Annotated in this window: 25 protein-coding genes and 1 pseudogene; 11 read left to right on the top strand and 15 right to left on the bottom strand. The window is 71.7% G+C overall.

The features are described from left to right. The 6 genes from J0695_RS12000 to J0695_RS12025 all read right to left on the bottom strand — a co-directional run. Nucleotides 1-603 (bottom strand): glycosyltransferase family 39 protein (locus J0695_RS12000; protein ID WP_206961944.1); only part of this gene is annotated, 603 nt, incomplete at its 3' end. Between the two features lie 69 nt (nucleotides 604-672). Beyond that, nucleotides 673-1,023 carry a MerR family transcriptional regulator gene (locus tag J0695_RS12005; RefSeq protein ID WP_206961946.1) on the bottom strand — a complete coding sequence of 117 codons (351 nt, stop codon included), beginning with the start codon at nucleotides 1,021-1,023 and terminating at the stop codon, nucleotides 673-675. Between the two features lie 20 nt (nucleotides 1,024-1,043). Continuing rightward, the gene (locus tag J0695_RS12010) at nucleotides 1,044-2,075 is read right to left on the bottom strand and encodes an MDR family NADP-dependent oxidoreductase (RefSeq protein ID WP_206961947.1); all 1,032 of its coding nucleotides are present in this window, start codon (nucleotides 2,073-2,075) and stop codon (nucleotides 1,044-1,046) included. Between the two features lie 62 nt (nucleotides 2,076-2,137). Beyond that, a complete protein-coding gene (locus J0695_RS12015; RefSeq protein WP_242552540.1) occupies nucleotides 2,138-2,518 on the bottom strand; it encodes a carboxymuconolactone decarboxylase family protein in 381 nt (126 codons plus the stop codon). 155 nt (nucleotides 2,519-2,673) lie between these two features. Beyond that, entirely contained in the window at nucleotides 2,674-3,375 is a 702-nt protein-coding gene (locus J0695_RS12020) for a response regulator (RefSeq protein WP_206961949.1), read from the bottom strand. Nucleotides 3,376-3,377: 2 nt separating this feature from the next. Beyond that, on the bottom strand, nucleotides 3,378-4,736 hold the full coding sequence (locus J0695_RS12025; RefSeq protein WP_242552537.1) for a sensor histidine kinase: 1,359 nt from the start codon (nucleotides 4,734-4,736) through the stop codon (nucleotides 3,378-3,380). Between the two features lie 232 nt (nucleotides 4,737-4,968). Here J0695_RS12025 and J0695_RS12030 point away from each other — a divergent pair, with 232 nt between their 5' ends. Both J0695_RS12030 and J0695_RS12035 read left to right on the top strand, forming a co-directional pair. Continuing rightward, complete coding sequence (locus tag J0695_RS12030; protein WP_206961953.1) at nucleotides 4,969-5,661, top strand: ABC transporter ATP-binding protein; 693 nt, start codon at nucleotides 4,969-4,971, stop codon at nucleotides 5,659-5,661. After that, the gene (locus J0695_RS12035; protein ID WP_206961955.1) at nucleotides 5,658-8,057 is read left to right on the top strand and encodes an ABC transporter permease; all 2,400 of its coding nucleotides are present in this window, start codon (nucleotides 5,658-5,660) and stop codon (nucleotides 8,055-8,057) included. Before J0695_RS12030 ends, J0695_RS12035 begins: the two co-directional genes overlap by 4 nt. A gap of 43 nt (nucleotides 8,058-8,100) precedes the next feature. On the opposite strand, the gene J0695_RS43820 is transcribed toward J0695_RS12035, so the two are convergent. Further along, nucleotides 8,101-8,760: a response regulator gene (locus J0695_RS43820; protein WP_307798573.1), complete on the bottom strand. Its 660-nt coding sequence runs from the start codon at nucleotides 8,758-8,760 to the stop codon at nucleotides 8,101-8,103. Beyond that, nucleotides 8,757-9,959: a sensor histidine kinase gene (locus J0695_RS43825; RefSeq protein WP_242552538.1), complete on the bottom strand. Its 1,203-nt coding sequence runs from the start codon at nucleotides 9,957-9,959 to the stop codon at nucleotides 8,757-8,759. The genes J0695_RS43820 and J0695_RS43825 overlap by 4 nt, the downstream gene beginning before the upstream one ends. Before the next feature lie 134 nt (nucleotides 9,960-10,093). Here J0695_RS43825 and J0695_RS12045 point away from each other — a divergent pair, with 134 nt between their 5' ends. Next, on the top strand, nucleotides 10,094-11,005 hold the full coding sequence (locus J0695_RS12045) for an ABC transporter ATP-binding protein (RefSeq protein WP_206961956.1): 912 nt from the start codon (nucleotides 10,094-10,096) through the stop codon (nucleotides 11,003-11,005). Then, on the top strand, nucleotides 11,002-11,859 hold the full coding sequence (locus J0695_RS12050; protein ID WP_206961958.1) for an ABC-2 transporter permease family protein: 858 nt from the start codon (nucleotides 11,002-11,004) through the stop codon (nucleotides 11,857-11,859). Before J0695_RS12045 ends, J0695_RS12050 begins: the two co-directional genes overlap by 4 nt. A 16-nt stretch (nucleotides 11,860-11,875) precedes the next feature. On the opposite strand, the gene J0695_RS12055 is transcribed toward J0695_RS12050, so the two are convergent. The 3 genes from J0695_RS12055 to J0695_RS12065 form a co-directional block, all read right to left on the bottom strand. After that, nucleotides 11,876-12,352 carry a pyridoxamine 5'-phosphate oxidase family protein gene (locus J0695_RS12055; RefSeq protein ID WP_206961959.1) on the bottom strand — a complete coding sequence of 159 codons (477 nt, stop codon included), beginning with the start codon at nucleotides 12,350-12,352 and terminating at the stop codon, nucleotides 11,876-11,878. 35 nt (nucleotides 12,353-12,387) lie between these two features. Then, nucleotides 12,388-13,842, bottom strand: coding sequence for an MFS transporter (locus tag J0695_RS12060; protein WP_206961961.1), 1,455 nt, complete (start codon nucleotides 13,840-13,842; stop codon nucleotides 12,388-12,390). A gap of 116 nt (nucleotides 13,843-13,958) precedes the next feature. After that, nucleotides 13,959-14,444 carry a MarR family winged helix-turn-helix transcriptional regulator gene (locus tag J0695_RS12065; RefSeq protein WP_206961963.1) on the bottom strand — a complete coding sequence of 162 codons (486 nt, stop codon included), beginning with the start codon at nucleotides 14,442-14,444 and terminating at the stop codon, nucleotides 13,959-13,961. A gap of 104 nt (nucleotides 14,445-14,548) precedes the next feature. Here J0695_RS12065 and J0695_RS12070 point away from each other — a divergent pair. Next, nucleotides 14,549-14,650 (top strand): annotated as a pseudogene (locus J0695_RS12070) (alkene reductase); the annotation flags it as partial. Nucleotides 14,651-14,756: 106 nt separating this feature from the next. On the opposite strand, the gene J0695_RS12075 reads toward J0695_RS12070, so the two are convergent. Continuing rightward, nucleotides 14,757-15,527, bottom strand: coding sequence for an SDR family oxidoreductase (locus J0695_RS12075; protein WP_206961965.1), 771 nt, complete (start codon nucleotides 15,525-15,527; stop codon nucleotides 14,757-14,759). A gap of 86 nt (nucleotides 15,528-15,613) precedes the next feature. Between J0695_RS12075 and J0695_RS12080 the strand changes: the two genes are divergently transcribed. Next, complete coding sequence (locus tag J0695_RS12080) at nucleotides 15,614-16,495, top strand: sigma-70 family RNA polymerase sigma factor (RefSeq protein WP_206961966.1); 882 nt, start codon at nucleotides 15,614-15,616, stop codon at nucleotides 16,493-16,495. Nucleotides 16,496-16,500: 5 nt separating this feature from the next. Here J0695_RS12080 and J0695_RS12085 read toward each other — a convergent pair whose 3' ends face one another. Continuing rightward, nucleotides 16,501-17,388: an NAD(P)-dependent oxidoreductase gene (locus J0695_RS12085; RefSeq protein ID WP_206961967.1), complete on the bottom strand. Its 888-nt coding sequence runs from the start codon at nucleotides 17,386-17,388 to the stop codon at nucleotides 16,501-16,503. Nucleotides 17,389-17,447: 59 nt separating this feature from the next. Between J0695_RS12085 and J0695_RS12090 the strand changes: the two genes are divergently transcribed. From J0695_RS12090 to J0695_RS12100, 3 genes are all read left to right on the top strand, one after another. Continuing rightward, nucleotides 17,448-17,798 carry a winged helix-turn-helix transcriptional regulator gene (locus J0695_RS12090; RefSeq protein ID WP_206961968.1) on the top strand — a complete coding sequence of 117 codons (351 nt, stop codon included), beginning with the start codon at nucleotides 17,448-17,450 and terminating at the stop codon, nucleotides 17,796-17,798. A gap of 151 nt (nucleotides 17,799-17,949) precedes the next feature. Then, nucleotides 17,950-19,350, top strand: coding sequence for an MFS transporter (locus J0695_RS12095; RefSeq protein WP_206961987.1), 1,401 nt, complete (start codon nucleotides 17,950-17,952; stop codon nucleotides 19,348-19,350). Continuing rightward, entirely contained in the window at nucleotides 19,347-22,481 is a 3,135-nt protein-coding gene (locus J0695_RS12100) for an ATP-binding protein (protein WP_206961969.1), read from the top strand. The genes J0695_RS12095 and J0695_RS12100 overlap by 4 nt, the downstream gene beginning before the upstream one ends. Here the strand turns inward: J0695_RS12100 and J0695_RS12105 are convergent. Both J0695_RS12105 and J0695_RS12110 read right to left on the bottom strand, forming a co-directional pair. Continuing rightward, nucleotides 22,462-23,247: an ABC transporter permease gene (locus tag J0695_RS12105; RefSeq protein ID WP_206961970.1), complete on the bottom strand. Its 786-nt coding sequence runs from the start codon at nucleotides 23,245-23,247 to the stop codon at nucleotides 22,462-22,464. The two genes, J0695_RS12100 and J0695_RS12105, sit on opposite strands and share 20 nt — an antisense overlap. Then, nucleotides 23,244-24,224, bottom strand: coding sequence for an ATP-binding cassette domain-containing protein (locus tag J0695_RS12110; protein ID WP_206961971.1), 981 nt, complete (start codon nucleotides 24,222-24,224; stop codon nucleotides 23,244-23,246). The genes J0695_RS12105 and J0695_RS12110 overlap by 4 nt, the downstream gene beginning before the upstream one ends. A 146-nt stretch (nucleotides 24,225-24,370) precedes the next feature. On the opposite strand from J0695_RS12110, the gene J0695_RS12115 reads away from it, so the two are divergent. Further along, on the top strand, nucleotides 24,371-24,949 hold the full coding sequence (locus J0695_RS12115; RefSeq protein WP_206961972.1) for a carboxymuconolactone decarboxylase family protein: 579 nt from the start codon (nucleotides 24,371-24,373) through the stop codon (nucleotides 24,947-24,949). Further along, a complete protein-coding gene (locus tag J0695_RS12120) occupies nucleotides 24,946-25,815 on the top strand; it encodes an RNA polymerase sigma-70 factor (RefSeq protein ID WP_206961973.1) in 870 nt (289 codons plus the stop codon). The genes J0695_RS12115 and J0695_RS12120 overlap by 4 nt, the downstream gene beginning before the upstream one ends. The last annotated feature ends 2 nt before the right edge of the window (nucleotides 25,816-25,817 follow it).

The raw sequence follows: 25,817 nt of genomic DNA on the forward strand, positions 1-25,817 counted from the left end.
GGGGCCGAGGATCGCGAGGGAGGGGAGGAGGGCGGCGAGGAGGAGCAGGACCAGGTACTTGTTCTCCAGGGCCAGGCCCGTCGCCGCACCGATCGCGAGCCACCAGCGGGTGTTGCCCGTACGGAGCAGGCGCAGGACGAGGAGCGTGATCACCAGCCAGGCGAGCAGGTCGAAGGTGGCGGTGGAGAGGAGGTGGCCGATGCCGACGACGAAACCGGAGGTGGCGGTGGTCAGCGCGGCCAGTATCTGGGCGGAGCGCCCGCCGCGGAGTTCGCGGGCGATGGCGGCGACGGTGACGACGGACGCGGCGGCGAAGAGCGTCGCGGCGGTACGGATCCCGGCCGGACTCTCGCCGAAGAGCGTGGCGGCGGCGCGGGCGATCAGCGGGGTGAGCGGGGGCTGGTCGGTGTAGCCCCAGGCGGGGTGGTGGCCGGCGGCGAGGAAGTACAGCTCGTCGCGGTGGAATCCGTAGCGGGGCGAGAGGGCGGTGAGGACGGCGGCGAGGACGGCGGCGACCGCGGCGACCGGGGCGGCCGCGAAGGGGGCCGGTTCCGGTGCCGTTGCCGCGCTCTGGTGGTCGGCCGTGACGGCCACGACTCCCATGCGCCGGAGGGTACTTGCGGAATGCGGGCCGCAGTAGGGGTGAAGTGGGCGCGTAGGGGGCGCGGGCGGTCAGGTCTCTCCGTACGCCCGCTGCGCCAGGTTCTCGCGCAGTTCCGTGAGGCGGCCGATCTCGCTGTCGAGGGCCGTCAGGCGGCGGTCCACCAGGCCGCCGGCGGCACACCGGGGTGCGTCACCGGCGGTGAGCCGGTCCAGGCGGTCGGCGCACTCGTGGAGGTCCTGGACGGTGAAGCCGAGCGCGAGGAGGTCGCGGATGGTGCGGAGTCTCGCCAACTCGGGCTCTCCGTAGTCGCGCTGGCCCGACGGGGTACGGCGGGGCGGGGGCAGCAGGCCGCGTTGTTCGTAGAAGCGCAGGGCCCGTGGCGTGGTGCCCGCCGCTGCCGCCGCGTCGCCGATCCGCATGCCGCCCCCTGGTGCCGTCGCTACAACTCCACCACCACCGCGCCGAAGTGGCGGCCATCGAACAACCCCTGCAACGCCTCGGGCGCGCGATCCATGCCCGCGATCCGGGTGTACGGGAAGCGGATCGCGCCCGCGCGCAGCCACGCCCCGAAGCGGTCCTTCCACTCATCCGCCGCGTCGGGGTGGTCCGCGCCCCGGTAGCCGCGCAGGGTGATCCCCTGGTTGACCAGCCGGAACGTATCGACCGATGCCGGGGCGCTGCCGCCGTCCCCGTCCGGCGAGAACTGGCCGGAGAGCGCTCCGACCAGCGCGATGCGCGCCCCCGGCCGGGATGCCCCGACCGCGGCGGTCAGTTGCTCGCCGCCCACCAGGTCCAGGGTGACGTCGATGCCTTCGGGTGCCGCGTCCGCGAGCTGCTCGGCGACGGAGGCCGGCGCCCCGCGCAGGACCACCGCGTCGTAACCCAGCTCGGTCCGCAGCCGTTCGGCCTTGGCGGGCGATCCTGTGGAGCCGATCACCCGGCCGGCGCCGAGGAGCCGGGCGATCTGTCCGGCCAGGCTGCCCACCGCTCCGGCGGCCCCGGTGATGAACACGGTCTCGCCCGGCGCGAGTTCGGCCAGGCGGGTCAGGGCGCCGTACGCGGACGAGCCCTGGGAGAGGTGGTCGACCGGTGCGGGGAGCCGCTCGCCCAGCGGGGTGCAGTCGGCCGCCGCCACCACGGCGTACTCGCGCCAGCCGAGCAGATGCAGGACCGCGTCGCCCGGCCGCAGCGCGCTGCCGTCCCCGGCGGCCACCACCTCGCCGACCGCGGGACCGAACAGGGCGTCCCCAGGACGCAGGGGTGGCAGCGGTACGCCTGCCGCCTCGCCGCCGATCAGCGTCCGCAGGCCGGGGAAGACCAGGAAGTGCTGGTTGCGTACGAGGACGTGGCCAGGTCCGGGCCGGGACGGGAGCGGTGTTGCGGAGACCGTGAAGTGTTCCGGTCGCGGCAGGCCGTCAGGGGCGGTGCGGAGCCGGATCTCGCGGCCGGTCAGGGGCAGGGCTGTGGTCATGTGCGGCCTCCTGGTGCGGTGTCGGGGCGCGGTGACGCTAACCCCTGACCCGCACGTCAGGGTCAAGCCGCGGGCTCACCCGCCTTGACGGGCAGCAGGCCCAGTTCGGCGAAGACCTTCTTCGCGACGGAGGTTCCGTTGATCGCCTTGGGTATGCCGCAGTAGACGGCGGATTGCAGCAGGGCCTCGACGATCTCCTCGGGGGTGAGCCCGACGTTGAGGGCGGCGTGGACGTGCACCTCCAGCTGGCCTTCGCAGCCGCCGAGCGCCGTCAGCATGCCGAGTGTCAGCAACTCCCTGTCGCGCGGGCGGAGTACCGGTCGGGAGTAGATGTCGCCAAAGGCCCAGGCGGCGATCTGGTGGCCCAGTTCGGGCGAGATTCCGGCGAGCGAGTCGACGACGCGCTGTCCGCCGTCACCGTTCACCTCGGTCAGGACGGCCATGCCCCGGTCGAAGCGCTCCTGGCGGGTCTCGGCGAGGTGGGTGGAAACAGCTGGAACAGCTGGAACAGCGGGGCCGGCGGGGCCAGTGGTGGCGGTGTTCTCTGCGGTGGTCATGGGAGGACCGTAGGAGGGAGCGTGTGCTGAAAGTCAAGGACTTACTGATCAGTCGGTTCCGCACCGCCGCCGCCCGGAGTGATCAAGCCGGTCTCGTACGCGACGATCACCGCCTGGGTGCGGTCGCGGAGGCTGAGCTTGGCGAGGATGCGGGCGACATGGGTCTTCACCGTCGTCTCGCTGAGGTGGAAGCGCACGGCGAGTTCGGCGTTGCTGAGGCCCGTGGCCAGCAGCTTGAGGACTTCGAGCTCGCGGGGTGTGAGCAGGGAGAGTTCGCGGTGCAGGGCCGCGTTCCGGCCGTCGCGGGAGGCGAAGCGCTCGACCAGGCGGTGGGTGATGGCAGGGGACAGGAGGGCGTCCCCGGTGCGTACGAGACGTACCGCGCCCGTCAGATGCTCGGGGGTGACGTCCTTGAGGAGGAAGCCGCTGGCGCCCGCGGTGAGCGCCGCGTAGACGTACTTGTCGAGGTCGAACGTGGTCAGCATGATCACGCGCGGCTCACCGGGACCGCCGGTGAGGATGCGGCGGGTGGCCTCCAGGCCGTCGAGCTCCGGCATCCGGATGTCCATCAGGACGACGTCGGGACGGGTGCGGCGCACCGCATCGACCGCCTGGAGGCCGTCGGCGGCCTCGCCCACGACGTCGATGCCGTCCGCGGCCAGGATCATCCGGAAGCCCGTGCGCACCAGCGACTGGTCGTCGGCGATGACCACGCGGGGCGGCGGCTGCGGTACGTCGGACATGGTCACGGGCCCTCCAGCGGTATGTCGGCGTGTACCCGGTACCCGCCCGTCGGGCGGCTGCCCGCCCGGAGGGTGCCACCGTAGACCGCGAGGCGCTCGCGCAGGCCGATCAGTCCGCGGCCGTTGCCCGCGCGGGCAGCCGCTGTGGGCGTACCGCCGGTGTCGGACACCTCGATCCGCAGGGTTCCCGGGGCATGGGCGACGGCGATACGGATCCGGGCGCCCGACGCGTGCTTCACCGCGTTGGTCAGCGCCTCCTGCACCACGCGGTACGCGGCCAGGTCCACCCCGGCCGGCAGCGGTACGGGCGCGCCGGTCACCGTCAGTTCGACCGGTACGCCCGTGTCGCGCACCCCGTCGGCCAGCGCCGCTAGTCGGCCGAGGCCGGGCTGCGGGGACAGGTCCGCGGTGAGCGGCGCGTCCAGGGACTCGTCGTTCATCGTCAACAGGCCCATCACATCGCGCAGTTCGGACATCGCGGTGCGCCCGCCCTTCTCGACGGCGAGCAGCGCCTCCTTCGCCTGCTCGGGCGCGGCGTCCATCACCTTGCGGGCCGCCCCCGCCTGGATGATCATGACGCTCACGTTGTGGGTGACGACATCGTGCAACTCCCGGGCGATACGGGCGCGTTCGTGCTCCACCGCGAGCCGGGTCGCGACCGCGTGCTCCTCCTCCAGCGTCCGGGTCCGCTGCCGCCAGGTGTGCATCGCATTGGCGGCGAGTCCGGCCGCGAGCAGGACGAACACCGGCAGGTATCCGGCGGCGATGTCCGGCGCCTCCCCGTTGCGGAAGACCGCGAGCAGCATGATTCCCGTCACCAGACTCACCACGGCGGCCTGCCGGTACGGGCTGTACATCACGGCGCTGTAGCCCGCGATGAGGCAGGAGGTGATGGCGAGCAGCATCGTGCTGTCGTTGCCCGTACCGGAGCGGACCACGAGCGTCGCGCCGATCACGGTCCAGAAGGCCGCCAGGGGGTAGCGGCGGCGGGCGAGCAGGGGCAGTGCGGTCAGGACCACGGCCGCCAACTGCCACAGGTGGTACCCGTCGTAGCCGTTCGCGGCCAGGCCCGTCGGTCCGGGTTCCGGAGGGGCCGGCGGGGCGGGCGGGGAGTCCGGGTCCATCCGGATGCCCGGCGGGACGACGACGTGGCTGTCCTGCCCCGAGTCGCTCAGGGTGAGACTCGCCGCAGCGCAGGAGGCAAGCACCAGGGCGAGGATCCCGTCGGCGGCCCAGGCCCAGCGGGACGAGAGCAGGGACGGGGGGCGCAGAGGACCCGTGGTCTGCGTCAGCGCCCTGAAGGCGCGGAGCAGGGCGAGTGCTCCGGCGGACCGGCGGCGTGCGAGGTCGATCCCTTTCATCGGCCCAGTGTGCCGGGGCCCGGGCACCGTCCACATCCTCCGTGGCGGGCACGGCCGTACACCGTCCGCGTACATCGCAGGGATGACGGGCGGACCTGTCGCCCGAGCGGTGTACGGAAGGTGGGCAGTGCGGCCGACGCGCCGGAAAGCGGCCCGGGCCTAGCGTCTGAGCCTCACATCCCTTGTACGGCAGCCTCCTCGGGCCGCCGTGCCCGGAGCCGGAGGGCCCGTCATGGCCGAAGTACTGATCGAGATCCGCGAGGCGAGCAAGAAGTACGACAGCGGGCCGCCCGCCCTGGACGCGCTCGACCTCACCGTCCGTCCCGGCGAAGCCCTTGCCGTCCTCGGTCCTTCCGGCAGCGGCAAGTCGACCCTGCTCAATCTGATCGCCGGACTCGACCGGCCGAGCGGGGGGAGTGTCACCGTCGGCGGGGTGCGCGTCGACCGGCTGGGGGAGGCCGCTTCGGCGAAGTACCGGCGCGAGCGCATCGGGATGGTCTTCCAGTTCTTCAACCTCCTCGACGACCTGACCGTCACCGACAATGTGCTGCTCCCCGCCCAACTGGCGGGCATGGGGCGGACCGAGGCCCGTGCACGGGCACAGGAACTTCTGGCGTATCTCGGCATCGACCGGCACGCCCGCGCCTATCCCGGGCGGCTCTCCGGCGGCGAGCGCCAGCGCGTCGCCGTCGCCCGCGCCCTGATGAACCGGCCCTCGCTGCTCCTCGCCGACGAGCCGACCGGCGCCCTGGACACCGCATCAGGCGACGACGTACGCCAACTGCTCACCGACCTCAACGCGGACGGCCAGACGATCGTCCTGGTCACCCACGACCTGGCACTCTCCGAGGCCTGCGCGACCCGCACCATCGAACTGGTCGACGGCCGGCTCGTCCGCGACCACGTGCGGGCGGTGGCCCGATGAGCGCCCTGGGCAGGGTGGTCAGGTCGGGCGTCGGGAGGCGGCGCGTCCAGACCACGGTGCTGGTGCTGACCACCCTCATCGCGGTCGCCTTCTCGATCCTCGGCGCGGGGCTGCTCGTCGCCTCCCAGGCCCCCTTCGACCATGCCTTCGCACGTCAGCAAGGGGCCCACCTCACCGCCCAGTTCGACGGTTCGAAGGCGACGCAGGCACAGCTCGCGGCGACCGCGCGGGCGAAGGGCGTGAGCGCGACGGCCGGACCGTACGCCGTCGCCCCGCTCAACCTGACCCTCAGGCTGACCAAGGATCCGAGGACCGGCGGGCCCGCCGACATCAGCATCAGCCTGCCGCAGGCGACGGTCGCGGGCCGGGCGAGCGCCAAGGGCGCGGTCGACAAGGTCGGCCTGGACAGCGGCAAGTGGGCCACCTCGCCCGGCCAGATCGTGCTGAGCGCGGACCTCGTACCCCCGGACATCGAGGCGGGCGCGACGGTCAAGGTCACCGGGATGCCGGGCGCCCCGACGCTGACCCTCGTGGGCATCGCCCGCTCGGTGGGGCACAGCGCCGACGGCTGGGTCTCCCCGGCCCAACTCGCCGCGCTCACCCCGCGGTCCGCCCCGCCCTCGTACCAGATGCTCTACCGCTTCGACTCCGCCGCGACCAGCTCCCAGGTCGCCGCGGACCGTGCCGTGATCGCCGCCGCGGTGCCGTCCGGCGCGCTGACCGGCTCGCAGTCGTACCTCTCGGTCAAGGAGCAGGCGGACAGCAACACCGGGGCCTTCGTGCCCTTCGTCGTGGCCTTCGCCGTGATCGGGCTGCTGCTGTCCGTGCTGATCATCTCGCTGGTGGTGAGCGGCGCCGTGGTCGCGGGGACGCGGCGCATCGGCATCCTCAAGGCCCTCGGGTTCACACCGCTCCAAGTGGTGCGGGCGTACGTCGGCCAGGCGCTGATCCCCGCCCTGGCGGGCGCCGGTCTCGGTGTCGTCTGCGGGAATCTGCTCTCCGTGCCGTTGATGGGCGAGGTCGCGGGCGCGTACCGGACGGGCACCCTGCTGATCCCCCTCTGGGTCGACTTCGCGGTGCCCGCGGGGGCCCTCGCCCTGGTCACCGCGACCGCGCTGGTGCCCGCCCTGCGGGCCGGCCGGCTGCGTACCGTCCAGGTGATCACCGTCGGGCGCACCCCGCGCGCCGGACGCGGCCGCCGGATCCAGAACCTGGTGGGCCGCCTGCCGCTGCCGCGCGCGCTGAGCCTGGGCCTCGCCCACCCCTTCGCGCGTCCTTCCCGTACCGCGACGGTGGCGGTCGCGGTCGTCTTCGGCGCGGTCGCGGTCACCTTCGCGGTCGGCCTGAACTTCTCGCTCACCGCCATCCAGAAGGACCGCGACAGGGAAGGGGTCGGGTCGGTCGTGGTGCTCCCCGGCCGGGGTCCGCAGGCCCAGGGCCCGATGGGGGAAGGCGCCCCCGTGCTCTCCGACCCGGCAGCGGCCTCCGCCGCGATCAGCAAGCAGCGGGGCACCAAGGCGTACTTCGGCGCGACAGGGACCGAGGTGCACGTCGCGGGGATCACCAGCGCCGTGCCGGTGACCGCCTACCAGGGGGACTCCTCCTGGGGTGCGTACCGGATGAACGCGGGGCGCTGGTTCTCCGCCCCCGGCGAGGCGGTCGCCCCCACCCGCTTCCTGCACGCGGCCGGGGTGCGGATCGGCGACAGCGTCACGCTCTCCGACCACGGGCGCAGTGTCCGGCTCCGTATCGTCGGCGAGACGTTCGATCTGACGGACGACGGCATGACGGTACGGACCGAAGCCGCATCGCTCACCACCCTGGACCCCGGCCTGAAGGCGGGCCAGTACAACATCGCTCTCATGCCGGGCACCGACCTGAAGACCTACCTCTCCTCGCTCAACTCGGCGCTGGGCGGGGGAGGGGCGGAGGCGGTGAGCACCGCCGTGGTGTTCGACTCCTCGTCCAGCGTGATCATGATCATGGAGGCGCTGATCGCGACCCTCACGCTGCTCCTGGTCGCCGTCGCGGTGCTCGGCGTGCTCAACACGGTGGTGCTCGACACCCGTGAACGCATCCACGATCTGGGGGTGTTCAAGGCGCTCGGCATGTCTCCGCGGCAGACCGTCGCGATGGTCCTCACCTCGGTCGCCTCGACCGGACTGGTCGCGGGACTGATCGGGGTCCCGATCGGCATCGCGGTGCACGGCTGGATCACACCGCTGATGGGCCACGGTGTCGGCACGAACATCCCCGCCGCCGACATCGACGTCTACCACGCACCCCAGATCGCCCTGCTCGCACTCGGCGGCCTGGTCATCGCGGGGGCGGGTGCGCTGCTCCCGGCGGTCTGGGCGGCCAGGACGCGGACGGGGAACGCGCTGCGGACGGAGTGAACGAGGGGTGAGAGGTGATGCCGTCCGACAGGCGGCATCACCTTCACCCCGCCCGTGCGACCAGACCCAAGTCGTACGCCAGGATCACCAGTTGGACCCGGTCCCGTGCGTCCAGCTTGGCCAGCAGTCTGGTCACGTACGTCTTGACCGTCGCCACGCTGATGAACATCTCGGCCGCGATCTCCGGATTCGACAACCCCCGCCCCACCAGCGTCAGCACCTCGCCCTCCCGGCCCGTGACGCCCTCCAGGACCCGGCGGTCCGGAACCGGGGCCGGGGCGGGGCGGCCCGCGAACTCCGCTATCAGGCGGCGCGTGACGCTCGGCGCGATCAGGGCGTCGCCCGCGGCCACCACCCGGATCGCGCCGAGGATCTCCTCCAGCGCCATGTCCTTGACGAGGAAGCCGCTGGCCCCGGCGCGCAGGGCGCCGTAGATGTACTCGTCGTCGTCGAAGGTCGTCAGGATCAGGACGCGCGCCGCGCTCCCGGCCGCCGTGATCAGGCCCGTTGCCTCGATGCCGTCCATGCCGGGCATCCGGATGTCCATCACCACCACGTCCGGGCGCAGTTCGGCGGTCAGCGCGACCGCCTCGGCGCCCGTACCGGCTTCCCCCGCCACCTCCAGGTCAGGTGCGTCCGTGATGACCATCTGGAGAGCGGCGCGGATCAGTGGCTGGTCGTCCGCCAGCAGTACGCGCGTCACCGGGCGCCCACGGAAGCGGGGAGCGGAAGGTTCGCCGCCACCCGGAAGCCGCCGCCGGGGCGCGGCGCGGCGGAGAACTCGCCGTGCAGGAGCGAGACCCGCTCCCGCATGCCGATCAGTCCGAAGCCGGTGTCCTGCGCAGAGCTGCGCCCCCGCCCGCCGTCGACTATCTCCACCGACAGACTGTCGGGGCGGCTGCCGACGGTCACCCGGCAGGAGCTCGTGCCCGAGTGCCGTACGACGTTGGTGACCGACTCCTGGATGATGCGGTACGCGGACAGGTCGATCTCCGGCGGCAGTTGGCGCCGTTCGCCCTCCCACCGGACGTCGACCCGTACACCGGCCGCCGTGGTCGCGGCCGCGAGTCTCTCGACATCCGCCAGGCCGGGCGCCGGGTGGAGCGCGGCCCCCGGCTCCGCCTGCCGCAGCGCGCCCAGCATCCGGCGCAGCCCCGACAGCGTCTCGCGGCCCGCGGTCTCCACCTCGGTGAGCGCTTCGCGCGCCCGCGCCGGCTGGGTCTCGATGACCCGGGCCGCGGCACCCGCCTGCAGGGCGATGATGCCGATGCTGTGCGCCACCATGTCGTGCATCTCGCGGGCGATGCGCAGCCGTTCGACGGTGACCGCCTGCGCTGCCGCCTGCGCGGACAGCTCCACGGCGTGCCCGCGGGCCTGCCGGGTGGAGTCGCCGACCAGCCAGGCGACCAGCGCGGCGAGGACCACGGCGATGAGCGTCGAGGTGCCGATGCCCCAGCCCATGCTCAGCCGCACGATCGCGTAGCCGACCGGCGCGCAGACGGCCAGGGCGCCCGCGGCGGCCGAGACGCGGCGCGGGAGCGAGGACGCGACGAAGTACAGGGACACCGCCACCGCGAGGAACTGCGGCAGCTGTATCTCGCCCGCACCCAGGGAAGTCGTCGCGGTGACGGCGGCGGCGATCAGCAGAGCGAGCGCGGTGAGCGGCCGTCGGCGCAGCAGGAGGCCGCCCGCCAGCGCCATGGCAGTGCCCGCCGCCGTCACCAGCAGCCCGTCCCAGCGGAAGAACTGCGCCGAGACGCGTTCGGCCGCCTCGTTCTCGCCGGGCAGTCGCACCCGTACGAGGAAGGTGAAGGCGAGCCCCGCGCACCAGGCCAGTACGGCCCAGGCGCCCAGCGGGACGCGCCGGTGCAGAGGCGGAGGGCCGGTCGGTCGTGCGGACATGCCATCGAGCGTATCCGCGGGGTACGACAACGGGCATCGGACCAGGGGTGTACACCCACGGGCTGCACCGTCTGCCGTGATTGCCGCCACTGGGCCGATGTCCGGCGGACCCGCCCGACGGCACCGTGGGGCAGGTGATTGAAGCCAACGAACTGACGAAGCGATACGGGTCGACCGCCGCGGTCAACGGTCTGACCTTCACCGTGCGCCCCGGTCATGTGACCGGGTTCCTCGGCCCCAACGGCGCGGGCAAGTCCACCACCCTGCGGATGATCCTCGGCCTGAACGATCCCACCAGCGGCACCGTCACCGTCGACGGCCGGTCCTTCAGGGACCGGCCGCGCGGACTGCGGCACGTCGGCGGGCTCCTCGACGCGGCCGATGTGCACGGCGGGCGCAGCGCCCGCGCCCATCTCACCCTCCTCGCCCGCTCCAACCGGCTCCCGGTCTCCCGGGTGGCCGACGTCCTGGAGGAGGTCGGGCTGACCGAGGTGGCGCGGCGCCGGATCGGCGGGTACTCGCTCGGGATGAAGCAGCGGCTGGGCATCGCCACCGCGCTGCTCGGCGATCCCCCCGTACTCCTCTTCGACGAACCCCTCAACGGCCTTGATCCGGAAGGGGTGATGTGGGTACGGCGTCTCTTCCGCCGGCTGGCCGCCGAGGGCCGGACGGTCTTCGTCTCCTCCCACCTCATGTCCGAGATGGAGAACACCGCCGACCACCTCGTCGTCATCGGCCGCGGCGAACTGATCGCCGACGAGCCCCTGGCCGCCTTCTCCGCCCGCGGCACCCGCCTCAGCGTCACCGTGCGCACCCCCGACCCCGCAGGGCTCGCGGCCGTACTGATCTCCGAGGGCGCCGCAGTGGAGCGGGACGAGCCGGAGACGCTGACCGTGACCGGTCTCTCCTCCGACCGCATCGGCGAGATCGCCTTCGAACACCGCGTACTGCTCAGGGAGTTGGCCACCCGGACCGCCTCCCTGGAGGACGCGTTCATGGAACTGACCGCCGACAGCGTCGAATACCTCGCCGGAGACCGCCGATGACCACGCTCACGTACGTACGGAACTTCGAGGCCGCCGAGCCCGCCGCCCGCTTCCGCGATCTGCTCGCCTCCGAGTGGCTCAAGCTGTGGTCGCTGCGCTCACTGCGCTGGGCGACCGGGCTCGGTGCGCTGATCGTCGTCGCGATCAACGCCAACGCGGCGTTCGCGGACTATTCCAACTGGCCGCACTACAGCCAACAGATCAAGGACAACTTCGTCCCCGCCTGGTCGTACGAGTCGTCCTTCACGGACATCTCCGCACTCGTGATGATGCTGTTCACCGGGGCCATCGGCACCGTGGCGGTCGTCGGCGAGTACGGCAGCGGGATGGTCCGCACCAGCTTCGCCGCCGTCCCGGCCCGCCGCTCCCTCCTGGCGGCCAAGGCGGCAGTCCTGACGGCCCTGATGCTGGTCTTCGGGATCCTCGTCACCGCCGGTTCGTTCTGGGTGAGCCAGGCGATCCTGTCCGGCCGCGGTGTCGGCATCTCGGTCACCGAACCGGGCATCATGCGCGGGATGCTGGCCAGTGCGGTGCTCGCCCCGGCGTGCGCACTGGTCGGGATGAGCCTCGGAGTCCTGATCCGGCACAGCGCCACCGCCACGGGCTCGGTGATCGCCCTGCTGCTCCTGGTGCCGCTGTTCTTCACCGAGGACCGCTACTGGTCGGCCGTCTTCAAGCACGCGATGCTGCACGACGCCTGGCGCTATCTGCACAAGATCCCGGCCATCGACGGGGCGTTCAAGGCGCAGCTCCCGTACCCGTCGACGCCCGGCGGCGCCTGGCTGGTGCTGGCGCTCTGGCCGGTGGTCGCGGTGGTCGTCGCCCTGGTCGTCGTGGACCGCCGCGACCTCTGAGCCCGGCGCCACCGGGTCAGTCCAGGCCGGGGATGTCCAGGGCGGTTCCGTACAGGCGCGAGACCCTGAGGCGTACGACCACCCGGCGGTCGTCCACGAGCTGCTCCAGAAAGCCTGCCTCCTCCTCCGGGTCCTCGAACCCCGGTGTCAGGGCGAGGAGTTCGCGTCCCACGGCGTCCCCGGGCACGGTGCTCTCCTCGGAGACCTCCGCCTCGCCCTCGGCGACGGCGAAGGACCAGACGTTGGGGCCCTGGACGTGCAGGGAGGCGTGCGGATCGTTGCGCAGCTGGCGGACCTTGAGGCGGTCGGCGGTGGTGGAGACGCGGATGACGCGCTCCTCGGGGCTCCAGTGGTAGAGGACGGTCGACATATGGGGGTGGCCCGTCTTCCGTACGGACGCGAGGGTCCCGAACTGCTGCCCTTGCAGCAGCGTGGAGAGCTCTTCGTCGGTGAGGGCGCGGGGTGCGGGACCGGAACCGGGCTTCTTCGACATGGGAACAGCCTTTCAGATCAAGGGAATTGGGGTGGTCAGGCGGCGATGGCGTGTTCGGTCGTACGGGCGGGCTCCGGAGTGCGCAGTACGGTGGCCGCCACCGCGAGCGCCGCGAGCAGCAGCCCCACCCCGACGCCGAAGGCCAGGTGGTAGCCCCCGGTCAGGGCCTCGGCGCGGCTGTGGCCCTCTCCGAGCAGCCGCTCGGTGCGGGAGGCCGCCAGTGTGGTGAGGACCGCGACGCCCAGCGCCATCCCGATCTGCTGCGTGGTGTTGAAGAGACCGGAGGCGAGGCCCGCGTCGTCCGCCCGTGCCCCGGACATCCCCAGCGTGGTCAGTGCGGGCAGTGCGAGCCCGAATCCGGATCCGAGCAGCATCGCCGGGAGCAGGTCGACCGCGTAATTGGCGTGTACGGGGAGACGGGCGAGCATCGCAAGGAGCCCGATCAGCAGCACGATCCCGGCCAGCAGCACCTTGCGCTCGCCGAAGCGGGCGATGAGCGGAGTGGCGACGCCGAGAGACACCGCGCCGATGACGACCGCGGCAGGGAGCATGGCCAGGCCGGTCTCGGATGCGCTGTAGCCGCGCACGTTCTGGAGGTACAGGGCGAGCAGGATCTGGAAGGAGAAGAGGGCCGCGACCATCAGGATCTGGACCAGGTTGGCGCCCGAGACGGAGCGGGAGCGGAAAATCCTCAGCTGCATCAGCGGGGTCTTCGCGGTGGCCTGCCGTACGGCAAAGCCCGCGATCAGCAGCAGGGCGAGGGCGCCGAGGCCCAGGGTGTGCCCCGAAGTCCAGCCGTACTCACCGACCTTGACGACGGTGTAGATCCCCAGCATCAGACCGGCCGTGACCAGCAGCGCACCGATGACGTCGGCGCCTGCCCGCAGGCCGAGTCCGCGGTCGGCGGGGAGGACGGGGACGGCGAGGGCCAGGGCGGCGATCCCGATCGGCAGGTTGATGAAGAAGATCCAGTGCCAGCTGAGGGCGTCGGTGAGCACTCCGCCGAGCACCTGTCCGATGGAGGCCCCGGCCGCTCCGGTGAAGCTGAAGACGGCGAACGCCTTGGCGCGGTCCTTGGGTTCGGTGAAGAGCGTCACGAGGATGCCGAGGCTGACGGCGGAGGCCATCGCGGATCCGATGCCCTGCAGGAAGCGTGCGGCGATCAGCATCGCGGGGGAGGTGGCGGCGGCCGCGAGGAGCGAGGCCGCGGTGAACACCGCGGTGCCCGCGAGGAACATGCGCTTGCGGCCGATGAGGTCGCCGAGCCGCCCTGCCAGCAGGAGGAGGCTGCCGAAGGCGATCAGATACGCGTTGACGACCCAGCTCAGTGCGGCGGGGGTGAAGCCGAGGTCGCTCTGGATGGCGGGCATCGCCACGGTGACGATCGAACCGTCGAGCACGACCATCAGCAGGCCGGTCGCGACGACGCCGAGCGCCAGCCAGCGGGAGCGGAGAACTCCGGTGGAAGGGGGAGCAGTTGTGGCAGACATGCGATCTCTCCTGTCGATGGGGTGACAGGTGAGACATTAGCAGATGGTTTTGTTGCAGACTATTTCTTTCGGGCCTACTTCTTGGGATCTTTTGCCGGGGGGCCAGGGCCTTCCTTCTACTTGCTCTGCCGTGCGCGGCGGGCGGGTCGCGGGCTCTCGGCGGGCGTGGCCAAGTGCCCTTCGACCAGCAGATTCAGGGCGTGCAGGAGCGCCTTCCGGTCGGCCTCGGGGAGAGAGGCGACCGCGTCGTTGTGCACGCCGTCGACGATCTTCTGGCTCTGTACGGCGACCCGCGCACCCTCCTCGGTGACCGCGATGATCCGGGCCCGCCGGTCCTGCGACGAGGGCCTGCGCTCGGCGAGGCCGGCCTTCTCCAGGGCGTCCACCGTCACCACCATGGTGGTCTTGTCCATGTCGCCGATCTCGGCGAGCTGGGCCTGGGTGCGCTCCTCCTCCACGGCGTGGACCAGAACGCAGTGCATCCGTGCGGTCATCCCGATCTCGGCGAGGGCGGCCGACATCCGGGTGCGCAGGACATGGCTGGTGTGGTCGAGGAGATAGGAGAGATCTTTTGAGGGCTGGGTGGCTGCCATGGAGGTCATGCACCCCAGGTTACCCATTCGGTCCGTAAAAGATGATCCGCAAAGGTACGGCTTCCCTGCCCTTCCCCAAGCTCTCGGCCTCGCTCGGGCAGGGGAGCCCCATTCGCGCCACCGCCGGACTGATCGTCGCGGAGGCCACGACTCCGAACGCCGGGGGTCAGGCGTACGCCAACATCACCGCGATCCACACCGACGCCCACGTGGCCGACTTCGCGGCGGCCGCCCGCATCCGCTTTTCGACGCGCTGGCCAACCCCGGGCTGATGTACGCGGGCGGCGCGGACGGGTACACCGACTATCCCGGGCTTCGGCGCTAGCCCACTCGCTCGGCCAGGAAGTCCTCCCAGGTGCGCCGGCCAGTGGCAGCCCCCGCGGGCGCCAGATTCTCGCCCGCGCGGTACGCCCGACCCGCCTTTCCGGGCATCCTGACCGGCATCATCAGGCGGTGCTTGCCGCGCGCCTTGAGGTAGCCGCGGCTCAGGTCGGCCATTCCGTACACCTTCGGGCCCGCCAGTCCTGGCACCAGCCCGGCCGGCTCCCCGAGCGTCAACTCGACCAACCTGGCGGCCACTTCGCGCGCATCGACCGGCTCGAAGCGCATCCCGCCGGGGACCGGGATCACCGGCAGCTTCGCCATCTTCTCCATCACGCTCAGCACCAGGTCGTTGAACTGGGCGGCCCGCAGCGTCGTCCAGGGGATGCCCGACTCCGCAACCGCCTGCTCGGCGTCCAGCTTCGACTTCAGCCACGCCACCGGGAGCTTGTCCGCCCCGATGACCGAGATGTAGACGAGGTGCTGTACGCCGGTCCGCCGCGCGGCCCGCACCAGATTCCGCGTCGCTTCGTCGTCGCCCTTGGGCCCGCCCGCGAGGTGCAGTACGGTCCCGACCCCGTCCAACGCGGCCTCGATCGCCGCGTCTTCACCCTTCAGCAGGTCGCAGGCCACGTATGTGACACCGGTCTCCGCGTCCCGGGCGTTGCGGCTGAGGACGCGGACCGTGTGCCCGGCGTCTCGCAGGAGCGGAACGACGAGCCGGCCGAGGGTGCCCGTACCGCCGGTGACGAGAATGGGTGCGCCAGTCATGATGATCTCCCACTTCGATTGCGTCCGAAGCCACGGGATTTCGTGGGTTCACTGCTTCGACCCGCCGCGAGGAAGGAATGTGACCGGTGGAGGAGATTTCTTTTCCGACGGCCCGCTTCGAGGAGCACAGGCCCCGGCTGAGGGCGGTCGCGTACCGGATCCTCGGCTCGCTCAGCGACGCCGACGACGCCGTCCAGGAGACCTGGCTGCGATTCCACCGCACCGACACCGCCGGCGTCGAGAACCTGGCCGCATGGCTCACCACGGTGGTGGGGCGCGTCTGCCTCAACATGCTGCGCTCGCGTGCGACCCGGCGCGAGGAACCCATGGACGCGTACGTTCCCGACGAGACGGCCCGCAGCAAGGGCGGCGTGGACCCCGAGGAGGAGGCGCTGCTCGCCGACTCGGTCGGGCTCGCCCTCCTCGTGGTCCTGGACACGCTCTCGCCGCCCGAGCGGATCGCCTTCGTCCTGCACGACATGTTCGCCGTGCCCTTCGACGAGATCGCCCCGCTGGTCGGCCAGTCGACCGCCACGACGCGGCAGTTGGCGAGCCGCGCACGGCGCCGGGTCAAGGGCGGCACCCCGGTCCCCGACGCCGACCTCGCCCTGCAGCGCCAGGTCGTCGACGCCTTCCTGGCCGCCACGCGCGGCGGGGACTTCGAGGCGCTGGTCGCCCTGCTCCACGCGGATGTGGTGCTCCGCGCCGACCGGTCGGTCATCCCGACCCCCGAACCCGTCATGGTCAGCGGCGCGCAGGCCGTGGCCAAGGGTGCGATGGCCGCCACGGGCCGTGCCCGGTTCACCGGTGCCGTGCTCATCGACGGCGCGGTCGGTCTGGCGATGGCTCCGCGGGGACGGCTGCGGCTGGTCCTCGCCTTCACGTTCGCGGCCGGTGTGATCACCGGGATCGACGTGATCGCGGACGAGCGGCTCGGCCGGCTCGAACTGGCCGTACCCGCGGGCTGATCGCGTCAGCGGCGGCCGAGCACCTCCGCCATCCTCGTCAGCCCGTCGTCGCCATGGCCCAGGCCGATGGCACGGCGGGCCGTCGACTCGGCCGCGCGCATCAGGCTCGCGTCGATTCCGTGGGCCTCCGAGGCGTGGACGACATGGGCCATGGTCGACACCGCCGAGGTCAGCGGATTGCCCTCGCCGGAGTAGCTGCCGTTGTCCACCTCACCGGCGGACTGCTCGAAGAGCGGCGGGAGGATCGCGCCGATGCCCTGGGCGAACGGGGCCAGTTCCCGGGCCGAGATGCCTTCGGCCCGCGCGAGGGCCAGCGCGTGCGTGAAGCCCGCCATCGCGGTCCAGAAGAGGTCGAGCAGGGCGATGTCGTACGCCGCCGCCCTGCCGATGTCCTCGCCGAGGTGGGTGTGCGTGCCGTTCAGCGCGTCGAGGACCGGGCGGTGCTCCTGGTGGAGTCCGGCCGGGCCGCTGTAGAGGAACACGGAGGCCGGTGTGCCGATGGTGGTGGTCGGCGTCATGATCGCCCCGTCCAGGTACCGGATGCCGTGCCCGGACGCCCAGTCGGCGGTGGAACGGGACCGGTCCGGGATGTCGGCGCTCAGGTTCACCAGCGTGCGGCCCTTGAGCGCGGCGGTGACCTCCTCGCGCCGCAGGATCGCGTCCGAGGCGTCGTAATTCACCACGCAGATGACGGTCAACTCGCTTGCCGCGACGGCCTCTTCGGCCGATACAGCGACGACAGCGCCCCGCTCGGCCAGCTCCCGGCCCTTGCCCGGCGTCCGGTTCCAGACCGTGGTGCGCAGACCCGCGTCCAGGAAAGCGCCTGCCAGGGCCCGGCCCATCGGACCCAGACCGAGGACGGTGACGGCAGACTGGGGGGTGTGGTCGGACATGATGCAACTCCCGTATGAATACGTATGGATAGCGTGAAATGGCGACAAAGGGGATGACGATGACGCGCAGCCGTGCACAGGACCCGAACGTCTGTGGAGTGACCGCCGCGATCGCCGTGATCGACGGCAAGTGGAAGACAGCCCTGCTGTGGCTGCTGGAGGACGGTGCGCACCGTCCCGGCGAACTGCGCCGCAAGCTGCCGGGCCTCAGTGAGAAAGTGCTGACCCAGGCGCTCCGCGAGATGGAGACCGACGGTCTGGTGCACCGCGAGGTGCACGACGAACTGCCCCTGAAGACGGTGTACTCACTGACCCCGTTCGGCCGTGAGCTGTCCGACGCGCTGGCTCCTCTCTCGGACTGGGGGCACCGCCGTCTGGAGCGGCTCCCCAAGGACCGGCTGGCTTCCTGACCACAAGGTTCGCCGGACCTCGGCGCGGCGACAAGTACCCACAAATAAGTGGGTGCGGGGGGATGCGGGGCGGCGCGGGGCCGGTCGAAAACCAGTGGCACGCACGGGTGCGCCCCGCATAGCCTGCGCGCTCGTGACTGATGATCCGAAGATGGCCGAGCACGCCCCGGTACGGTCCGAGGCCGACGGGGACGGTCTGTTCTCCCGGACGTACGCGGCCGCCACCCTCAGTTTCGCCGCGGTGATGTTCCTGACCGGATTCGCCGCCCTGGCCGTGGTGCCCACCCTCCCGGTCGCCGCCCGCGACCTCGGCGCGGTACCGCTCTTCCCGCTGGTGGCAGGCTGTTTCGTGGCCGCGAGCCTGCTCGGCGGGGTGCTCGGCGGCGACTGGGCCGACCGGGTCGGGGCGCGCAGGCCGCTGGCCGCCGGCATGGTGCTCGCTGTGATCACCCTGCTGGTCTCGGCCACCAGCACCTCGATCTGGCAGCTGGCAGCGGGCCGCTTCCTGGACGGGATATCCGCCGGGATGGTGGCCGTCTCCATCAACACCGCGATCGGCCAGGCCTACCCCGCCCGGCTCCAGCCGCGCGCCCTGTCCCTGATGAGCGCCTGCTGGATCGTGCCGTCACTGACCGGCCCTCCGCTGGCGGGCCTGGTGGCCGACTGGTGGTCCTGGCGCGCGGTGTTCTACGGGCTGGCCGCGCTGACCCTGATCCCGTCACTGGTCGTCGTGGCACTGCTGCGCGAGCGCTCCGGGACGCCCGAGCGCGCGGCGAGGGGGGAGCGGCTGCCGCGCCCTCCGCTCCTCGTCGCCGCTGCGGTGAGCGTGGGCGCGGCGCTAGCCCAGTACGCCGTCTCCGGCTGGGATGTACGCCATCTGCTGTGCGCGGCAGGGGGATTGGCTGTGCTGGCGGTCTTCGCGCCCCGGCTGGTCCCGACGGGCACCTGGCATGCCGTACGAGGGCTGCCGGCCACGGTGCTGCTGCGGGGCCTGAGTTCGGGCACCTTCTTCACCGTGGAGGCCTTCGTCCCCCTGCTCCTGGTCACCGAACGCCACGTGCCCCCGGCCATGACCGGCCTCGTCTTCACCGGGGCCGCCATCGCCTGGGCCGCCTCGTCCTGGGTGCAGGGCCATCTGCTGGCGGACCACCCGCGCGACCGGCTGGTCGCGGCCGGCGCGCTGATCATGGCGGTGGCGGTCGCGCTCGCCGTCGTGGGGACGATCCCTTCGACGCCGTCGCCAGTTGCCGCGTCCGCGATGATCGTCGCGGCGGTGGGCATGGGCCTGCTGACCCCTTCCCTCACGCTGCTCTCCCTCGCCCACAGCCCGGCCGACCGCCAGGGCTACGCCGGCAGCGCGATGCAGACCAGCCAGAATCTGGGGCAGATCGCGATCCTCGGTGTGGCCTCCGCGGTGTTCAACGCGGGCCTGGCGATTGGCTCCAGCGAACTGGCGGGCTATGGGGCGGCGTTCGGACTCCTTCTCGTACCGACATTCCTGGCTGCTCTGCTGGCTTCACGCGCAGGGCACTTGGCTAATCTGCACGGATGACCATCGATCTGACGCTGCTGCCGCGTGTCGCCTACCGCGGACAGGAAGTCACCGCGCCCCGGCTCCGCGGTCTCCTCGCGCTGCTCGCGGGCGACCTCCGCACGGGCTGCGGCACCGAGCGGCTCGTGGAAGGGCTGTGGCTGCCGGACGAGCTGCCGGAGCGCCCGGGGAAGGCGCTGCAGGTTCTCGTGTCCAGGGCGCGGGCGCAATTGGGCGCCGATGTTCTCGTCGCGACGCCGACCGGGTATCGGCTCGTACTCGCGGAGGAACAGGTCGACAGCTCTGCCCTGTTGCTGCACGCAGCCGCCGGGGCGGACCGGGCCAGGGCGGGGGACCACGCGGGATCGCTGGCCTCGGCCACCGCCGGTCTCGCGCTGTGGGAGGGCACTTTCGACGGGTCGGGCGACGGCGACGACCCCGTGGCCGCGCTGCGCGCCGATCGGGCCCCCGTCCACGCCGCTCTCGTACGCGCGCAGGCGCTCGCCCTCGCCCGCCTCGGACGGCACGCGGAGGCGTCCGGGCCGCTGGCCGCGGCGGTGTCCGGGCATCCGCGCGACGAGGAGGTGCTCGGCGAACTGCTGCGCGGCGAGGCGGCGACGGCGGGACCGTCCGCGGCGCTGATGCGGTACGAGGCGTACCGCCGCGAACTGCGCGACGACCTCGGTACGGATCCGGGCGCCGGGCTCAAGGCCGTACAGCAGGAGCTGCTGCGGGGCGAGGCGCCCGTGGCCAGGCACGGCGTGCCGCACGAGCCGAACCCGCTCCTCGGCCGTGACGAGGACATCGCGGCGGTGGAGCGGCTGTTGAGCACCTCCCGCGCTGTCACCGTCGTCGGCCCGGGCGGCCTCGGCAAGACCAGGCTCGCGCACGCCGTCAGCCGCAGGGCCGGGCAGCGCGTGGTGTATTTCGTGCCGCTCGCCGGTGTCACGGCGGACGAGGACGTGGCCGCGGAGGTGGCCTCCGCGCTCGGCGCCGGTGCCGTGAGCGGTCCCGCTGCCGCCGATCCGGTGTCCGGGATCCTCGGCGTGCTCGGATCCGGGCCCGCCCTGCTGGTGCTCGACAACTGCGAGCAGATCGTCCGGGGCGCCGCGGACCTCGTACAGGCCCTCGTATCGTCGTCGAAGGACCTGCGGGTGCTCGCCACCAGCCGGGCGCCTTTCGGCCTGACGTCGGAGGCGGTGTACGCGCTGCCCGAGCTCGGGCTCGACACCTCGGTCGAGCTGTTCGTGCAGCGGGCCAGGGCCGCCAGGGCGGGTGTGGAACTGCCGCCGGACGCGGTGGCCGGGCTCTGCCGCCACCTCGACGGGCTGCCGCTCGCCGTGGAGCTGGCGGCGGCACGGGTGCGGGTGCTCTCGGTGGAGGAGATCGCCCGCCGCCTGGGGGACCGGTTCGCGCTGCTGCGCGGCGGGGTGCGGGACGTGCCGGAGCGCCACCGCACGCTGCACGCGGTCGTGGAGTGGAGCTGGAACCTGCTCGCGGAGGACGCAAGGGCCGCGCTGCGCACGCTGTCCGTCTTCCCCGGCGGATTCCTGGGGGACGCGGCGGAGCAGGTGCTCGGCGACGATGCGCTGTTCCTGCTGGAGGAGCTGGCAGGTCAGTCGCTGATCACGGTCGCCGACACCCCGGCGGGTGTCCGGTTCCGGATGCTGGAGACCGTACGGGAGTTCAGTGCGGTACGGCGTACGGAGGCAGGCGAGGACGACGTGACAGTCAGTCGACTCCTCCTGTGGGCACGGGACTTCGGGGTCGCCCACCACGACGCGCTCTTCGGCCCGGAGACATCGGCAGCCTGGGAGCGGATCAAGGCCGAGCAGGACAATCTCGTACTGGCCCTGCGGTACGCCCTGGCCCGTACGGACAACCCCGCCACCGCCGCACTCGCCGCCGTCCTCGCCGGCCTGTGGTCCACCGGCACCAACTATCCGCGCCTGGTCGCCCTCGCCGAGGACACAGGACCGCCGCTGTCGCACTACCACCCCGGACCCGAGTACGTCGAAGTCGCCCGCACAGCAGCGGTGTTGGGCACGGTGACCGTGTTCATGGGTCCAGGTCCGCGCGCCGTACGCCAGCTCGTCACCCTCCGGCGGCTGCCCCAGGCCCCGCCGGACACGCTGATGCGCGCCACCGCTCTCGTGCTGTGCGCGATCCCCGGGATACGCCCTCCCGGCTACGACGCGCTGCGCGAGCTCTGCGACAGCGACCAGCCGCTGCTCTCCGGCATGGCCGAGTGCGTCGCCTGCTACGTCTGGGAGTTCGAGCACGACATCGACCGCGCGCTCGTCTCGGCCCGCCGTACGGTCGCCGGCCTCGCGCCGGTCGACAATCCGTCCGTACAGCTCATGGTGCATTCCCGGCTGAGCGAGCTGTGCCTGCGGACGGGGCGGGGCGAGGAGGCGTACGAGCATCTCCGTGTGGCGCTCACCTTGCTCCCGCGGCTCGGCGACGGGCACGACTACATCGGGATCCGCTCGCTCCTCGTCCTCGCCTGCCTGCAGCGCGGCGAACCCGACGAGGCCGAGTACTGGCTGCGTCAGTCGGAGATCGACAAGGCCCCGAAGCAGGACGACTTCTACCGGCCCGACCTGGGCGGGCGTGCCGAGATCGCGCTCGCCCGCGGGCTGACGGAGGTCGGGCTCGGGCTGTGGCGCGGCACGGTGGAGCGCATGCTCGCGGCCGGTCCGACGGGCGACGGCGGCGCCCCGCTCGACCCGTGGGCGTACCTGATCCAGTCGGTGGCGGTGACGGCCCACGCGCACGCGGGCCGGACCGAACTGGTCGCCGAGATCGTCGACCGGCTGCGGCAGCGGCTGCTGACACTGCTCGCCGAACCGGTCGGCTCGCCCTCCGAACTCCCCTTGTACGGAACGGTCCTGCACGCCCTCGGCGCGGTGGGACTCGCGTCCGGCGACGCCGGTGCCGTTCGGATGGTCGCGTTGGCCGAACGGCTGGGTGTGATGCGGGAGTTCCAGCCGACGATGTCGGCGGACCGCGCCCGCGAGGCGGTCCTGGCCGCCGGGAACGCCGACGGGGCGGCGTACACCGACGCGGTGTCGGAGTACGCCGCCCTGGGGCGGGACGAGTTGCGGGACGCAGCCCGCGCTGTCATGGCCGTTACTTCGGGTCGCGGTTGAACGAGGCCGTCGACCAGCGGTAGCCGAGCACCGCCAGGGCGACGCACCAGAGGATCGCGATCCACCAGTTGTTGCCGATCTCGGTGCCGAGCAGCAGCCCGCGCAGGGTCTCGATGGCCGGGGTGAAGGGCTGGTACTCGGCGATCGGCTGGAACCAGCCCGGCATCGTGTCGGCAGGGATGAAGGCGCTGGAGATGAGCGGCAGCAGGATCAGCGGCTGCGCACTGTTGGCGGCCGCCTCGGCGTTCGGGCTGGCCATGCCCATCCCGACCGCGATCCAGATGAGCGCCAGCGAGAACAGGGCGAGCAGTCCGAGCGCCGCCAGCCACTCCAGGGGCGTGGCATCGGTGGACCGGAACCCGATGGCGATGGCGACGGCGCCGACGAGGACCACGCTGGCGAGGCACTGCATGAGGCTGCCGATGACATGCCCGATGAGCACCGACCCGCGGTGGATCGCCATCGTACGGAAGCGGGCGATGATCCCCTCGTTCATGTCGGTCGAGACGGAGACCGCGGTCCCGATGACGGTGCCGCCGATGGTCATCATCAGGATGCCGGGGACGATGTAGGCGACGTAGTCGGAGCGGTCGGAGCCGCCGATGCCGGCGCTCATCACATCTCCGAAGATGTAGACGAAGAGCAGCAGCAGCATGATCGGCGTGAGCAGCAGGTTCAGGGTGAGGGACGGGTAGCGGCGCGCGTGCAGCAGGTTGCGTCGCAGCATCGTGTTCGAGTCGCGTACGGCGAGGGCGAGGGTACTCATCGGACTGTCTCCTTCGACTGGGCGGGGACGTCGGCGGTGTCGGTGCTGCCGGTCAGGGCGAAGAACACGTCGTCGAGGTCGGGGGTGTGCACGGTCAGCTCGTCCGCCTCGATGCCGGCCGAGTCCAGCCAGTCGAGGATGGAGCGCAGCTCACGCTGGCTGCCGCCGCTGGGGACGGTCAGGGCCAGCGCCTCGTCGTCCCTGGTGACTTCGCGCAGGGCGACGGCGGCGGACTGGTAGGCGGCAGGGTCGGTGAACCGCAGCCGCACATGTCCGCCGGGGATGAGCCGCTTCAGCTCGTCCGCCGTCCCCTCGGCGGCGATCTTCCCGTCGTTCAGTACGGCGATACGGTCGGCGAGCTCGTCGGCCTCCTCCAGGTACTGCGTGGTGAGGAAGACGGTGACGCCGTCGGAGACCAGCTCGCGGATGATCTGCCACATGTTGTGGCGGGAGCGCGGGTCGAGTCCGGTGGTCGGCTCGTCCAGGAAGATGATCCGCGGGCCTCCGACCAGCGTCATCGCGAGATCGAGGCGGCGCTTCATACCGCCGGAGTAGCTGGAGGCGGGCTTCTTGGCCGCCTCCACCAGGTCGAAGCGCTCCAGGAGCTCGGCGGCGGTACGGCGGCCCTCGCTACGCGAGAGGTGGTGCAGGTCCGCCATGAGGAGCATGTTCTCCTCGCCGGTGATCAGCCCGTCGACTGCGGAGAACTGCCCGGTGACACCGATCGCCGCCCGTACGGCCTGCGGGGCGACGGCCAGGTCGTGGCCGCCGACGTGCAGGTCGCCTGCGTCGGCGGTGATGAGGGTGGAGAGGATCTTGACGGCGGTGGTCTTGCCTGCGCCGTTCGGGCCGAGCAGGGAGAAGACCGTGCCGGCCGGCACCGCCAGGTCGATGCCGTCGAGGACCGTCTTGTCCCCGTAGGCCTTGTGCAGCCCCTTGGCCGCGATGGCGAGAGAGTGCGTTGTCGTTGAGGTCATGCCGAGGAGATTGCGGCAGGCCGCATTCAGCGCGCTTTCACGGTGGTTTCAGCGCCCTGAATCCAGGAAGGCGTCACACTTCCGGGCCGGCCGGTGTCTTCATGTCCGACAGCAGAACACGCACCGTTCCGTCCCAGGAGGACACCATGGCACTGCGCATCGCGAAGGCCGAGCTTCCCACCGAGCTCAAGGAAAACATGATCAAGCAGCTCGGGGCCGTACCCGAGAACGTCGAGGTCCTGTGGCACAGCCCCCAAGCGGCCCAGGACAACCTGGAGTTCGGCGCGAAGGTGGGTGCGTGGACCGCGATCGACGCGGGTCTCACCTCATTCGCGCACATGGCCGTCGCGTCGATGGTCGGCTGCAGCTGGTGCCTCGACGTCGGCTACTTCCAGGCCGCCAACGTGAACCTGGATCTGGCAAAGGCGAGCCAGGTGCCGCGCTGGAGGGAGACGGACGTGTTCACACCGCTGGAGCGGGACGTGATGGAGTACGCCGAGTCCATGACGGAGACGCCGATGACCGTCACCGACGAGCAGTACGCGAGCCTGCTCGACCGGCTCGGGGCCCCGGCGATGATCGAGCTCACCGCGTTCATCGCCTACGTCAACCTGGCCACCAGGGCCAACGTGGCCAACGGCGTCGCGTCGCAGGGATTCTCCGCCGCATGCGAAATCCCGTTGGCCGTACGCCCCGAGACATCCCGGGTAGCGTCGACCGCATGACCGATGATCCGTTTGTCGTCCATCGCAGCCTGCTCTTCACGGTCGCCTACGAGATGCTCGGTTCGGCGGCCGACGCGGAGGATGTGCTGCAGGAGTCCTGGCTGCGATGGGCCGACGTCGACCGCGCGGAGGTGCGCGACCCGCGGTCGTACCTCGTCAGGACCGTCACCCGACAGGCGCTCAACCGGCTGCGCACGTTGTCGCGCAGCCGCGAGGAGTACGTCGGCGAGTGGCTGCCGGAGCCGCTGCTCACCAGCCCCGATGTGGCAGAGGACGTCGAGCTGGCGGAGAGCGTCTCGATGGCGATGCTGACCGTCCTTGAGACGCTCGGGCCGACGGAGCGGGCGGTGTTCGTGCTCCGTGAGGTCTTCGCCATGCCGTACGGGGAGATCGCCGGGGCCGTCGGGAAGTCCGCGGCCGCGGTGCGGCAGATCGGGCGCAGGGCGCGTGAGCATGTGACGGCCGGGCGGCCGCGGGTGCAGGTGAGCCGGTCGGAGCAACAGGCCGTGGTGGAACGGTTCCTGGCCGCGTTGCGCACGGGGAAGCTGCAGGAGCTCATGGAGGTCATGGCTCCGGATGTGGTGCTGATCGCCGATGGCGGCGGGATCGCGGCGGCGGCTCTGGTTCCCCTCCATGGGGCCGATCTCGTGGCGAGGATTCTCGGGCGCGCGGACCGGGTGGATCCGACCCCGCTGGAGGCGACGACGGTCTGGCTCAATGGCGCGCCTGCGGGCCGGATCGAGGTGGACGGCGAACCGGCCGCGGTGAGTCTGGTGGTGGAGGACGGACGGATCACGCGGATCTATCTGGTGAGGAACCCGGAGAAGCTGACGCGCCTGACCGAACCGGCCAGTCTGGCCAGGTAGTT

The sequence above is a fragment of the Streptomyces beijiangensis genome, from assembly GCF_017315755.1.
Lineage (GTDB): Bacteria > Actinomycetota > Actinomycetes > Streptomycetales > Streptomycetaceae > Streptomyces > Streptomyces beijiangensis.